The organism is Rhodococcus sp. 4CII (assembly GCF_014256275.1).
Lineage (GTDB): Bacteria > Actinomycetota > Actinomycetes > Mycobacteriales > Mycobacteriaceae > Rhodococcus_F > Rhodococcus_F wratislaviensis_A.
In genome coordinates, this window is the sequence record NZ_JACCFE010000002.1 from 3,796,871 (window position 1) to 3,809,879 (window position 13,009).

Annotated in this window: 10 protein-coding genes; 7 read left to right on the forward strand and 3 right to left on the reverse strand. The window is 68.0% G+C overall.

Features of this window, described 5'->3' with window-relative positions; translation table 11 throughout:
* Positions 1-158 precede the first annotated feature (158 nt).
* Positions 159-314 carry a hypothetical protein gene (locus H0B43_RS18385; protein WP_185726620.1) on the reverse strand — a complete coding sequence of 52 codons (156 nt, stop codon included), beginning with the start codon at positions 312-314 and terminating at the stop codon, positions 159-161.
* A gap of 526 nt (positions 315-840) precedes the next feature.
* Here H0B43_RS18385 and H0B43_RS18390 point away from each other — a divergent pair.
* The 5 genes from H0B43_RS18390 (at position 841) to H0B43_RS18410 (ending at position 6,513) form a co-directional block, all read left to right on the forward strand.
* Complete coding sequence (locus H0B43_RS18390) at positions 841-1,854, forward strand: alcohol dehydrogenase catalytic domain-containing protein (RefSeq protein ID WP_185950069.1); 1,014 nt, start codon at positions 841-843, stop codon at positions 1,852-1,854.
* A 162-nt stretch (positions 1,855-2,016) separates the two neighbouring features.
* Positions 2,017-3,603 carry an MFS transporter gene (locus H0B43_RS18395; RefSeq protein ID WP_185726619.1) on the forward strand — a complete coding sequence of 529 codons (1,587 nt, stop codon included), beginning with the start codon at positions 2,017-2,019 and terminating at the stop codon, positions 3,601-3,603.
* 90 nt (positions 3,604-3,693) lie between these two features.
* Positions 3,694-4,131 (forward strand): VOC family protein, encoded by a 438-nt coding sequence (locus H0B43_RS18400; RefSeq protein WP_185726618.1) that lies wholly within the window; start codon positions 3,694-3,696, stop codon positions 4,129-4,131.
* 68 nt (positions 4,132-4,199) lie between these two features.
* Positions 4,200-4,862, forward strand: coding sequence for a class I SAM-dependent methyltransferase (locus H0B43_RS18405; RefSeq protein ID WP_185726617.1), 663 nt, complete (start codon positions 4,200-4,202; stop codon positions 4,860-4,862).
* 154 nt (positions 4,863-5,016) lie between these two features.
* The gene (locus H0B43_RS18410) at positions 5,017-6,513 is read left to right on the forward strand and encodes an amino acid permease (protein WP_312033704.1); all 1,497 of its coding nucleotides are present in this window, start codon (positions 5,017-5,019) and stop codon (positions 6,511-6,513) included.
* Here the strand turns inward: H0B43_RS18410 and uvrA are convergent.
* Positions 6,500-9,040, reverse strand: a complete 2,541-nt coding sequence (gene uvrA, locus H0B43_RS18415; protein ID WP_185950070.1) for an excinuclease ABC subunit UvrA — start codon at positions 9,038-9,040, stop codon at positions 6,500-6,502. The genes H0B43_RS18410 and uvrA overlap by 14 nt on opposite strands.
* 359 nt (positions 9,041-9,399) lie before the next feature.
* Here uvrA and H0B43_RS18420 point away from each other — a divergent pair, with 359 nt between their 5' ends.
* Both H0B43_RS18420 and H0B43_RS18425 read left to right on the forward strand, forming a co-directional pair.
* A complete protein-coding gene (locus H0B43_RS18420) occupies positions 9,400-10,128 on the forward strand; it encodes a GntR family transcriptional regulator (protein ID WP_185726616.1) in 729 nt (242 codons plus the stop codon).
* A 36-nt stretch (positions 10,129-10,164) separates the two neighbouring features.
* Positions 10,165-11,199 (forward strand): glutamate ABC transporter substrate-binding protein, encoded by a 1,035-nt coding sequence (locus tag H0B43_RS18425; protein WP_213015174.1) that lies wholly within the window; start codon positions 10,165-10,167, stop codon positions 11,197-11,199.
* Between the two features lie 88 nt (positions 11,200-11,287).
* Here the strand turns inward: H0B43_RS18425 and H0B43_RS18430 are convergent, their stop codons facing one another.
* Positions 11,288-13,000: a cobaltochelatase CobT-related protein gene (locus H0B43_RS18430; protein WP_185726615.1), complete on the reverse strand. Its 1,713-nt coding sequence runs from the start codon at positions 12,998-13,000 to the stop codon at positions 11,288-11,290.
* Positions 13,001-13,009: the final 9 nt, after the last annotated feature.

A 13,009-nucleotide genomic window follows, 5' to 3' on the forward strand; every position in this document is an offset into this window, starting at 1 on the left:
GTGATCACGACCAGCAGGTCCCAGGAATCGGCGAGCGGCCGTTCGCCAGCTGCCTGCGCGCTGCACCCCGGTGGTGTTCATGAACCAGCCGCCGCGGGAGCTGATGTAGACGATCGACATCCCGGGGGCGGACTGCGTTCGCTGAGCTGCCGACTCGATCAGTACCAGTACTGCCGTCCGCCGACCTTGCGACCGCGCAGTCCGAGGAGCAGGAGGACGAGACCGACGACGCCGACGATGAGGCCTGCGATCCACAGTGACGAGATCTTGACGATCAAGCCGATGACGATGAGAACCACGCCGATTGCGATCATGGCCAATTCCTTCGTGAGAGTGGGCTCGGGTGGTACACGGCCGTCCGACCCTCGACGGTAGGCCCGGTCAGGCGCTGCGCGCCTCGCCCGTCCAGGGTGAAACGCAGCAATCACGCCGTCGAGGACGGTGTTTCCGTCCCTGGATTCCGGCGCCGTCGGGAATCGTGCCCACGCCGTCGCGGATCACCCCGCGCCATGAGCGGCCAGCCGTTGCGGGCGGGAAGCACCTGCCGGGTCATCACATAGATGCTGGACGACATCTGGGTGTGCGTGTCGTCGTGGGCGGAGATTCAGTCCATGAGGTCGTGACTGCTCGGATCGTTGTCGGGCGCCGGGCGCCCCGCTCTCCCGAACAGGCGATCGTGGACTGCGCGCGAGACCTGAGAGACAAGGCCATCGTCCGACATCGGTGCGGTGGGGACCTCCCGACTCTTGTCAGGAGTTCCGCCGAGGGGTTTGACTGGAATGTGGTCTACGGCGGCTCGGGTGACCGGGCCGTGACAACACCGAGACAGTGAGGATGCAGATGCCTACCCATCAGGCTGTTCACGTCCAGGGCCCCGGCGAGCCGCTGACGCTGGTCGACGTCGAAACCGTGTCGCCGCCCCGCGACCACGTGCGTATCGCCGTCGCCGCGTGCGGGGTGTGCGGCACCGACCACGGGTTCGTCAACGGCGGATTCCCCGACATGTCGTGGCCGCTGACCCCGGGACACGAAATTGCCGGAACCATCGCCGAGGTCGGTGACGGCGTCGACCACTTCTCCGTCGGCGACCGCGTGGCCGTGGGTTGGTTCGGTGGTCACTGCAACAGGTGCATCCCCTGCCGGAAAGGATTCTTCATCAATTGCGAAAAGTTGCAGGTTCCGAGCTGGCAGTATCCCGGCGGATACGCGGAGTCGGTGACAGCGCCGGCCAATGCGCTCGCCCGCATTCCCGACGAGCTGTCCTTCGCCGAAGCCGCCCCCATGAGCTGTGCCGGCGTGACCACATACGACGCGCTCCGGAAGACCAACGCGGTCCCGGGTGACCGCGTCGCCATCCTCGGTGTCGGCGGACTCGGCCATCTCGGTGTGCAGTTCGCCCGGGCGATGGGTTTCGAGACGGTCGCCATCGCACGCGGCGCGCACAAGGGTGACGACGCCCGCGAACTCGGTGCCCACCACTACATCGACTCCACCGCCGGTGACGTCAGCGAGGCGTTGCAGGCTCTCGGTGGCGTGTCGGTGGTGCTGGCGACCGCTGCGAACTCGAAAGCCATGGGTGACACGGTCGGCGGGTTGCTTCCGCACGGAGAACTCACCGTCGTCGGGGTCACCCCCGACCCCCTGCCGATCAGTCCCCTGCAGCTGATCACTCCCGGCCTCAGCGTGACCGGTCACCCGTCCGGCACCGCTCGCGACGTCGAGGAGACGATGCAATTCGCGGTCCTGTCCGGGGTGCGCGCGCGAATCGAGGAGCGGCCCCTGGCCCAGGCCGCGGAGGCCTACGCTGCGATGGACGGAGGAAAAGCCCGTTATCGCATGGTCCTCACCATGTGAACCTCCAGGTGGAATGTCGCAGGCCAAACGGGCCATCGACCACCTGACGGCGCGATACGCTTCACGTCGAGCCGGCCGTGCGAACGGCGGGTGTGCGCCCGAGGAGGTGGCCGTGATGTCACGGATTTCCTGGCACCCGTCTTACGTCCACGCTGGTGTCCGATGAGTGCGGAATCGGCTACGAGTGGTTCCGAGCGGGCGGCGGGCGGGCAACGCGTGCTCGCGCTCCTCCTGTCGATGGCCATGTTCGTCCTGGTGGTCGACACCTCTCTGATGAATGTGTCGATCTCGTCGGTGGTTCGAGATCTCGACACGACCGTCAGCGGTGTCCAGGCGGCCATCGCCCTCGAGGCGCTGGTGTCGGCGGCGTTCATCCTGATCGGCAGTAAGGTCGGCGACCTCATCGGACGCAAACGCGCGTACGTGCTGGGTCTGCTCGGCTACGCCGTGGGTGCGTCGGCGATGGCGCTCGCGCAGAGCCTGACGGCGATCATCGTGTTCTGGGCGGTGCTCGGCGGAATCGGCGCATCACTTCTCCTGCCCGCGATGCAGTCGCTCATCCACGGCAACTTCGAAGGCGACGCCCAGAAGAAGGTCTACGCCCTCGTCGGCGCGGCGGCCGCGATCGCCGCGGCCGTCGGACCGCTGGTCGGAGGGTTCATCACCACCTACCTCTCCTGGCGCATCGCGTTCGTGCTCGAGGTCGTCATCATCGTGGTCGTGTTGTCCGGCATCAGACTCGTCCGGGATGTGCCGTACACCGGACCGCGGGGTGTCGATGTGGTCGGTGCGTCGCTCTCGGTGCTGGGCATGGGCGGCATCGTGCTGGGAATCCTGGTGTGGCAGGAGGGTGGCGAAGCCGTGGCCGCGCTGCTGGTGATCGGCGCCCTGGCACTGACCGGGCTGGCGTACTGGCTCGTGCGGCGCAAGCGGCGCGGCCAACCGACCCTCCTGGATCCGGACCTGTTCGCGTCCAAGGTTTTCCGGCTGGGGATCACCCAGCAGATGCTCCAGCAGATCGCCTTGGGCGGCACCATGATTGCGCTGCCGATCTACCTCCAGATGGTGCTCGAGTACAACGCGATGCAGGCGGGCCTGTCTCTCGCGCCCCTCTCTCTCAGCATGTTCGCGGTGGCGTTGCTCGCGGGGAAGAAGGCGGGCGATCGGCGCCCCAGCAGCATTGTCCGGTGGGGTTTCGTCCTGCTCACGGTCGGGGTTCTGGCGCTGGTCCCGATCGTGCCGCGCGCGGAGTTCGGCTGGGCGCTGGTGGTTCCGCTGATCGTCGCGGGGTCGGGGCTGGGATTGCTGGTGTCGCAACTCAACAACTACACGCTCGCCCCGATCTCGGACGAGCGGGTGAGCGAGGCTGCCGGCACCAATTCGGCGGCGGGCTCGTTCGGGCTGTCGTTCGGTCTGGCGTTCGCCGGGGCCATCATGCTCGCCACTCTGTCCCTCACGTTCACCGCGATGGCGCAATCGAGCACGGTCCTCCCGCCGGCAGACCAACAGCACGTGGCTCAGGTGCTCGAGAACGACGCGGAAGTCATGAGCAACACCCAACTCGAAGGTCTGCTGGCCGACCAGCCTCCGGCAATTCAGGACGAGATCATCCGCATCAACACCGACGCGCGACCCCTCGCCCTGCAGGTGGCGTTGCTCGTTCCGATCCTGGCCGGTTTCCTCGGGCTCCTCAACTCGTTCCGCATGATGCGCATCCCGGACGAGGCGGATGTGGATCGAGGACAGTAGCTGTCCCACGGGCGTGGCAGGGTGTGGTCCACGACCTGCCGCGGGCGATCGTCCCGAGGCGGCACCGGCACCCTCGAAAGGACGGCACTCATGGCTCGCGAAATCCAGGTGACCTTCGATTGCGGCGACCCGGCGGCGTTGGCGAGCTTCTGGGGCGAGGTCCTCGGCTACCGGATCCAGGCGCCGCCACCCGGGTTCGACACCTGGGACGCCGCGCTCGCGGCGATGGGAATTCCGCCAGAGCGTCGCAACGACGCGTCGGCGCTGATCGACCCCGACGGATCCGGACCGCGGGTCTTCTTCCAGCGTGTGCCGGAGGGCAAGACCGCGAAGAATCGGGTCCACCTCGACGTGCGCGCGGCTCCGGGATCGGTAGGCGACGAACGGATGGCGGCGCTGGAAGAGGAGTGCACCCGACTGGTCGACCTCGGCGCGACCCGGGTTGCGCGGTTCGAGCCCGCGCCGCCGCTGCAGGGCGGCCACATCGTGCTGACCGACCCCGAGGGCAACGAATTCTGCCTCGATTGACGCGCCGCACGCCGCCGACGCGTGCGACGATGGGGTGCCGACAGCAGTCGCCGTGGGAAGGGACGCAGATGTCCGAGCGGTCAGGCACCCCCGCTGACGATCCGTTCCGCGGCCGGCAGCCCACCAGTCACGAGCGGCGGTCCGGCAGGCCCTGGGAAGCGTCGTACGAGGACGGCCCCGCGCCTTGGGACATCGGGCAACCGCAGCCGGCGATCGTGCAACTGGCCTCGGCCGGTGCGTTCGCCGGTGCGGTTCTCGATGCGGGCTGCGGGACCGGCGACAACGCTCTTCAGGTGGCGTCGCTGGGGTTGCGGGTTCTGGGTGTCGACGTCGCCGAGACGGCGGTCGCGATGGCACGGGACAAGGCCGGGGCGCGCGGTATCGATGCCGAATTCGTGGTGGCCGATGCGTTCGAACTGGGCCGGTTGGGTCGCACGTTCGAGACGGTCCTGGACTGCGGTCTGTTCCACACGCTCGAGGGCGACGAGCGACGCGACTACGTGGCGAGCCTGGCGTCCGTTACCGAGCGCGGCGCGACCCTGTACTTGTTGTGCTTCAGCGACATCGACCCGGAGAACAGCGGCCCGCACCCCGTCGGCCGGGACGAGTTGGATGCCGCGTTCGACCGGGGCAGCGGGTGGACCGTCGCGGCCGTCGAGCCGAGCCGGATCGAGACGACGTTCGCCGCGGACGGCGTCCCGGCGTGGTTGGCGACGATCACCCGGATCTAGCCGGCGGAACCGGATTCGCGCAGCGGCCGCTGGCCCCTCCGCTCCTCTTCGATCTGGCTCTGGGCGTGCCCTGTTTCCGAGTCGTAGGGTGAGTTGATCCACCAAACAAGTGACGTGGATCACACGCATTCGGTCAACGCCTTCTGGAGGAAATGTGGACAGTACCGTTCCCGAAGACACCGACAGTTCCGGTCTCGGTAAGGGCCTGAAACGCCGGCACATGAACCTGATCGCCCTCGGGGGCGTGATCGGTGCCGGATTGTTCGTGGGCAGCGGAGTCGTCATCGGTGGCGCGGGTCCCGCCGCGATCGTCTCGTTTCTCCTCGCCGGCATCATCACGTTGCTGATCATGCGGATGCTGGCGGAGATGGCGGTGGCCAGGCCGGTAGTCGGATCTTTCTACGTCTACGCCCGCCAGGCGCTCGGGCGTCGGGCCGGGTTCGCCACGGGGTGGATGTACTGGTACTTCTTCGTGATCGTCGTCGCGGTCGAAGCCATCGCCGGCGGCCGGATCCTGCAACTCTGGGTGCCCATGGTTCCGCTGTGGCTCCTGAGTCTGGGGCTGATGCTCCTGCTGACGGCCACCAACATGGTCTCCGCCCGTTCCTACGGCGAGTTCGAATACTGGTTCTCCTCCATCAAGGTGGTCGCGATCGTCCTGTTCCTCGGGATGGGTGCCCTGTGGATCACCGGACTGTGGCCCGACTCCACACCGGGACTGGGCAACCTCGTGAGTCACGGAGGGTTCACCCCGCTGGGCTGGGGTGCGGTGCTCGCCGCGGTCGTCCCCTGCGTCGCCTTCTACACGGGCGCCGAGATCGTGACGATCGCGGCAGCCGAGTCGGAAGAGCCGAAACGTGCTGTTGCCCGGGCCATGCGGTCGATCGTCGCGCGGATCGTGACGTTCTACGTCGGTTCGATCTTCGTGGTCGTCACCATCCAGCCGTGGGACACCGAGAGTGTCGGTGTGAGCCCGTACGCGTCGGTGCTCGAAGTGCTCGGAATTCCCGGTGTGGCCACGATCATGAACTTCATCGTCCTCACCGCGGTCCTGTCCTGCCTGAACTCCGCGCTGTACACCACGTCCCGGATGTTGTTCGCGCTCACCCGGAACGGCGACGCGCCCGCGTTCTTCACCAAGCTGTCCCGCAACGGTGTGCCGCGTCGTGCGATCCTGCTCGGCACCACCATCGGGTACGTTTCCGTCGCCTGCACGTACGTGTGGGGCGACATCGTCTTCAACTTCCTCGTCAACTCCTACGGTGCTGTCGCGCTCTTCGTGTACCTCCTTATCGCCATCTCCCAGGTGGTGCTCCGCCGGCGGCTCGAGCGCGAAGATCCTGCGGCACTGCAACTCCGGATGTGGTTGTTCCCGTGGCTGAGCTACGCGACCATCGCGCTGATGGCCACGGTCATCCTCGCGATGGCCTTCCTGCCGACCACCCGCTCGCAGTTCCTCATGAGTGGTCTGACGTTGATCGCCATCCTGATCGCATACGAGGTGCGCCGGTGGATGGGAACGGCCGGCGTCGACGCCGAATCGCTGTCCCCGGCGGCCCCGATCGGCTCGTCGGCCGAGTCGGCCGAGTCGGACGAGCCGGACGTGCCGGACGCCGAGACCGAGAGGCGCGGCACCCCTATGCAGGGGTGAGGTGCCGGGCGAGATAGGCGGCGGTGGCGGAACCGGCGGTCCCGGCGACGCTCGCCGGAGGTCCCGCGGCGACGATGCGGCCGCCGTCGTCTCCACCGCCGGGCCCGAGATCGATCATCCAGTCGGCCGACGACACCACCGACATGTCGTGTTCGACCAGCACGACGGTGTTGCCCGCGTCGACGAGACGGCGGAGCACCTCCATGAGGCGGTCGACGTCGGCCGGATGTAGCCCGGTGGTGGGTTCGTCGAGTACGTAGAGGGTGTGGCCGGATCGGATGCGCTGCAGTTCGGTGGCGAGCTTGACGCGTTGCGCTTCACCGCCCGACAGGGTGGTGGCCGATTGGCCGAGTCTCAGGTATCCGAGACCGACCTCGACCAGCATGCTGAGGCTCTTCGTCGCCGCAGGAACATGGGCGAGGAATGCGCGGGCCTCGTCGACCGTCATCGCGAGCACGTCGGCGATCGTGCGGCCGTCGACGAGGATCTCGAGGGTATCCGCGTTGTACCGTGCGCCGCCGCAGGTCGGGCAGGGTGCGGATGCTTCGGGCAGGAACAGCATGCCGACGGTGATCGACCCGGCTCCCTCGCACTCCTCGCAGCGGCCGCCGGCGACATTGAACGAGAATCGGCCGGGCCGGTAACCCCGTTCGCGGGCCGTGGGGTCGGCGGCGAACAGTTTCCGGATCACGTCGAACAGGCCCGTGTAGGTCGCGAGATTGGAGCGTGGCGTCCGCCCGATGGGGGTCTGGTCCACTCGCACGAGTCGGTCGAGGTGCCCGAGCCCGTGCGTGGCCACGACCGTCGGCTCGGAGTTGCTGTCGCGGGCGTCCGCGACCGCGGTCGTGAAGTCCTCGGATTCCTCCCCCGAGGTCTCGGTGCCGGGATCGGTGTCGACGCCGAGGTGCTGGGAGACGACATCGGTGAGCACCCGGCTGACGAGGGTGGACTTTCCCGAACCGGACACCCCGGTGACGGCGGTGAGCACCCCGAGCGGTATCTGCACGGTCAGATCCCGCAGGTTGTGCATGGTGATGCCGGCGAGCTCGATCCACCCGCTCGGCCGGTCCGGTGACCGATGGCGGGGGGCTGCATCGAAAAGGTAACGGCGAGTGACTGATTCGGCCACCTGTGCGAGACCGTCCACCGCGCCGCTGTACAGTACCCGCCCGCCGTGCTCTCCCGGACCGGGACCGACGTCGACGATCCAGTCGGCCGCCCGGACGACGTCGAGGTTGTGTTCGATGACGAAGACGGAGTTCCCCGACGCACGCAGTCGCCGCACGGCGGTGACCAGCGCCTCGGTGTCGGCGGGATGCAGGCCCGCGGACGGTTCGTCGAGTACGTACAGCACCCCGAACAGGCCCGACTGCAGCTGGGTTGCCAACCGGAGTCGCTGGAGTTCCCCCGGCGAGAGCGTCGTGGTCGATCGGCCGAGGCTCAGGTATCCGAGCCCGAGCTCGGACAGCCCGCCGAGGCGTCCGAGAAGGTTGTCCACCAACGCCACCGCCGCCTGTTCCGTCGCATCGGAGGCTCCGGAATCGCCAGGGCCGACGGCGGTTTCGAGGACCGCGGCCAGATCCGACAGGGACAGCTCGGTGGCCTCGGCCACATCGAGGCCGGCGAACCTCACCGCCAGCGCCTCCGGCCGCAACCGCTTGCCGTCGCACGCGCTGCAGGGGCGGGACAGTAAATAGCGGCCGACCTTCGTGCGCTGGGCCGCGCTCTTCGTCGTCGCGAACGTGTGGAGGACGTAGGTGCGCGCACTCGAGAACGTTCCCTGGTAGTCGCGGACCATCTTTCCGGGGTCGCGCACCGGCGACACGGTGACCGTGGGTTGTTCGTCGGTGGTGAGGATCCAGTTCCGCTGATCGGCCGGAAGCTCGGACCAGGGCCGGTCCACGTCGATTCCGAGCGTGTCGAGGATGTCGCGGTAGTTCTTTCCCAGCCAGGCGCCGGGCCAGGCCGCGACCGCGCCGTCGCGGATGCTCAGGCTCGGGTCCGGTACCAGTGCGTCGACGTCGACGTCGTGGGTGCGGCCGAGTCCGTGGCAGGCCGGGCAGCCGCCCTCGGGGGTGTTGGGCGAGAAGGCGTTCGAGTCCAGGACCGCGGCGCCCGGCGGGTACGTCCCGGCGCGGGAGAACAGCATGCGCAGCACGTTCGAGATGTGGGTGAGGGTGCCGACCGACGATCGGACGGACGTGTGACCGCGGGCCTGCTGCAACGCGACCGCCGGTGGGAGCCCGGTGATGTCCCCGACCTTGGGGGCGCCGATCTGATCCATCAACCGGCGCGCGTACGGCGTGACCGACTCGAGGAAGCGTCGCTGTGCCTCGGCGTAGATGGTGCCGAATGCCAGCGACGACTTGCCCGATCCCGAGACACCGGTGAAAGCGACGATCACGTCCCGGGGAATGAACACGTCGACGTGGGCGAGGTTGTGTTCGCTGGCATCGAATACCTCGACCCCGCCGAACCCCACGTGCGGTCTCGGTTCGGCCGGTCGCGTGGGATCGAAGGTGGGCACCACTACTCCAGACGTCGATTTCGTGCTCGGACAGGCTACCTCCCGGTCGCGCGATCCGTGGTCGGACGATGTTCGTTTCACCCGCGCCGATCCCGGCAAACCCGGCGCCGGCCGCGCACACCACGGTGCCGATCAACGGCGAGATCTTTTGGGCTTCCTCCGTGCTCATCATGCGGCTCGGAACCCCGTGACGGTTCTGCGGTGCAACGCTTTCGGTGAAGATGTCGACATGGGTCTGATCCGACAGGAGGCTCGGACATCTGCGCAGCTCGGCGGCCAGCGATTCAGCGGAGATCTTTCGTAGCATGCTACATGTTCCTGGCATGCTACGACCAGCCTCGGGTTGTTAGAGTGATCGAGTGGCAGACGAAGTGCTCGAACTCGAACCGCTCGCCCCGTTCGCGGGACGACGGATGGAACAGGCGATCGCGGCCGTCCGAGCCGCCATCGACGACGGCCGCATGAAGCCGGGCGTGAAGTACTCGGTCTACCAACTCGCCGAGGGCCTGGGCATCTCCCGCACCCCGGTGCGGGACGCGCTCCTGCGGCTCGAAGAAGTGGGCCTCATCAAGTTCGAGGCCCGTCAGGGATTCCGCATCCTGCTGCCCCAGCCCAAGGAGATCGCCGAGATCTTCGCCGTCCGGCTGGCATTGGAACTGCCCGCGGTCCGCAAGGCCGCCACCACGGCGAGCGCCACGCTCCCGGACGCCCTGCTCCGGCAACGGCGTCTGATGCAGGATGCCGCCGCCGTCGGCGACGAAAACGGCTTCGCCCGTCACGATCTCGGACTGCACGACCTCATCCTCGACGCCGCGGACAACGGCCGCGCCCGGGCGATCGTCAAGACCCTCCGCGAGACCACCCGGCTCCTCGGCGCCACCACCGCCGAACAGACCCGGACCCTCGCCGACATCGACACCGAACACGCCTCCATCATCGACGCGATCATCGCCGGTGATCCGGTCGCAGCGGGGGCCGCCATGCGCACGCATCTGGAGAACACGGGGAAGCTTCTGATCACCCAGGCACTCCGCACAGCCGAATCCACCCAGTCCGTGGACGAGATCTGGTCTGCGGTCATCCCGTGACCTGACCGAATGACCTGACGGAACGAGCAGCAGCCGATGACCAGCATCAGTCGACGAACCCGGGACGCGAGACGATCCCGCGGCGGCGCGCGTGGACGGTACTGGGCGGCGCTCGTCGCGGCAGTCTCGCTCGGTGCGGCCTGCGCGGCGCCGGCGGCCCTGCCCCCGCCCCTCGCCGGCGACTACTCCGGGTACTCACTACCGGACGGTGCCCAGATCCTGCCGCCCGCGAGCAGCGCCCCGCAGCCCCCGCCGGATCCCTCCTCCTGCGGCGCACTGTCGAGCCTGCGACCCGATCCCGCCGTCCGGCCGGAGACGGCTTCACCCGGTTCGGCGCTGGCCGCGATCCGCGCGCGCGGGCGGTTGATCGTCGGAACCGATCAGAACACGAACCTGTTCAGTTTCCGGGATCCGAAGACAGGCACACTGCAGGGGTTCGACATCGACCTGGCGAGGGAAGTTGCCCGCGACCTCTTCGGCGACCCGTCCAAGGTGGAATTCCGGCTGCTGACGTCTGCGGGCCGCTTCGACGCGCTCGAGAGCAACGACGTGGACCTCGTGATCCACGCCACCTCCATCACGTGCGAACGCGCTGCACGGGTCGGATTCTCCACCGTGTACTTCGAGGCGTATCAGCGACTGCTCGTCCCGGAAGGGTCCGGCATCTCCTCGCCCGCGGACCTGGCCGGCAAACGGGTGTGCACCTTTATCGACACCACCTCCCTCGCGACGATCCAGCGCGTGGCACCCACCGCGACGATCGTGGGCGTTCCCGACTGGGACGATTGCCTGACCACGTTGCAGCTGGGTCAGGCCGACGCGGCCAGCACCGACAACTCCATCCTCGCCGGCCTCGCGGCGCAGGATCCCAACCTCGAGATCGTCGGTCCGAACCTGGAACTGGAGCCGTACGGCATCGTCGCGAACAAGAACAACGACGATCTCGTGCGCTTCGTGAACGGGACACTCGAACGGCTACGCACGGACGGAACGTGGATTCGCTTGTACGACAAGTGGTTGAGCCTGCTGGGGCCGGCAACCGGTCCGCCCGCCCCGAGCTACCGCGACTGAACGGGTTTGCCGGTCGGTCAGCGCGAAATCCGGTGTTCGGTCATGAGTGGAACTCCTTCAGCGTCGAGCCACCGGCAGGTGGCGGGTGTCAGTGGGCGATCATCGACAGCACGTCGGCGATGACGTCGCTGTTGGTGCCGTGCGACAGATCGAGCGTCCGGCAACGGTCGTAGTACGGGCTCAGATCCAGCCCGACCCCCAGCCCGTACACCTCGACGTCCCGTTCGTCTTCGTGCCGCTCGACGACCTCCTGCAGGTGGTGGTCCAGGTAGAACTCGTCGTTGGCCAGCGCGGTGGCGCCGTCCAGTGGGCTGCCGTCCGAGATCACGAACAGGAGCCTCCTGCCCGGGGCGTGGCCGCGCATCCGTGTGCACGCCCAGTCGACGGCCTCGCCGTCGACGCCCTCTTTGAACAGGTCGTTCTTCAGCAATCCCGCGATCGCGGGACGTGCTCGGCGCCAGGTGCTTTCCGCATCCTTGAACACCAGCTGCCGCACTTCGTTGAGCCGCCCCGGATTGCCGGGGCGTCCGGACCGGAGCCAGTCCTTGCGGGCTCGGCCACCGTTCCAGGCGGCGGTCGTGAAACCCAGGATCTCGCACCGGGCGTCGGCCAGCTCGAGCGCCCGCGCGAACACGTCGACCAGCGCCGCAACCGGTTCGCCGAACTCCTTCATGGACCCCGAGCAGTCGATGAGGAAGGTCACCGTCGCGTCGGTCCGGGGTTCGGTGCGTACGGCTCTGAAGAGTCTGCGTTCGGTGGGTGAGGTGACGAGTTGCGCCAGTCGGCGACCGTCGATGTATCCCTCTTCGCGGCCGTCCTCCCAGCTTTCGCGGACGGGTTCCGACAGCAGCGCCTTCAGTTGCCGACCGAGTCTGCGGACGTTGATGTGCCGGTCGTCGATGGTGAGGTCGAGCCGCCGGCGGTACTCCTGGAGCAGTGCGGGCCGGACGAGCGACGCGACATCCCGTGTCTCGTCGTAGGCGCGGGTGAACACGCGGTATCCGTCGCCGCCGTCGCCCAGTGCGCGGCTGTGCCCCGACACCGCTGTCGCGAACGCGTCGTGGTCGTCCGGATCGGCGTCGAAGATCAGGGAGAAGGCGGCGGCCCGCTCGGCGCGCCGGGTGTCGTCGTGCTCGTCCGGGTCTGCGGCGGTTTCCAGCCGGGCGCCGATCACCTCGGCGACGGCTCGCGCGTGAATGCCGAAGTTGTGTTGCGAGAATCGGGTTCGGCGCAGGGGCGGCAGATGGTCGCCGAGGACGGACGCCAGCGCGAACCGGGTCGATTCGATCAGGTCCTCGGTGGTCTCGGGTATCGGCTGGGCGGTGATCCGGGCCCGGCACATCTGCGTCACCGTGAACAGCAGCATCCCGTGTACGGTCTCCGTCAGCCCGGACGCCACGAACTCCTCCGACCACTGCGCGAAGCGGTGGGCCAGATTCGCGCGCACACCGCCCATCGCGTCCGCCGCCAGCGACTCGACGCGGAACTGCTCGAGGGTATCGAAGATCAGCCTGCCCGCCGTGTCGGCCGGGCACAGGCTGCGATGCAGAGCCAGATCGGTGTGGAGCAGTCGCAGGGCCATGCCGTCACCCGCGCCGCGCACGTTCGGGACGTCGTCGTGGGTGGCGGACGGGTGCAGGTGCGGGGCGGGCATCGGCACCCGCCGGTGTCCGCGATGGAGCACCGGCCCCCGAAAGTGCAACTCGCCCTGGCCGGTGAGGGCGCGGATCGCGGCGGCGCAGAGTTCGGAACTGTGCTGCCGCCGGCGGACGGCGTCTGCCCGCGTGGACAATTCGACCATGGCCGCGGA

What these genes read in the sequence shown, in the direction of transcription:
- H0B43_RS18385 (WP_185726620.1), bottom strand. Translation starts at nt 314, where the DNA reads ATGATCGCAATCGGCGTGGTTCTCATCGTCATCGGCTTGATCGTCAAG.
- H0B43_RS18390 (WP_185950069.1), top strand. Translation starts at nt 841, where the DNA reads ATGCCTACCCATCAGGCTGTTCACGTCCAGGGCCCCGGCGAGCCGCTG.
- H0B43_RS18395 (WP_185726619.1), top strand. Translation starts at nt 2,017, where the DNA reads ATGAGTGCGGAATCGGCTACGAGTGGTTCCGAGCGGGCGGCGGGCGGG.
- H0B43_RS18400 (WP_185726618.1), top strand. Translation starts at nt 3,694, where the DNA reads ATGGCTCGCGAAATCCAGGTGACCTTCGATTGCGGCGACCCGGCGGCG.
- H0B43_RS18405 (WP_185726617.1), top strand. Translation starts at nt 4,200, where the DNA reads ATGTCCGAGCGGTCAGGCACCCCCGCTGACGATCCGTTCCGCGGCCGG.
- H0B43_RS18425 (WP_213015174.1), top strand. Translation starts at nt 10,165, where the DNA reads ATGACCAGCATCAGTCGACGAACCCGGGACGCGAGACGATCCCGCGGC.
- H0B43_RS18430 (WP_185726615.1), bottom strand. Translation starts at nt 13,000, where the DNA reads ATGGTCGAATTGTCCACGCGGGCAGACGCCGTCCGCCGGCGGCAGCAC.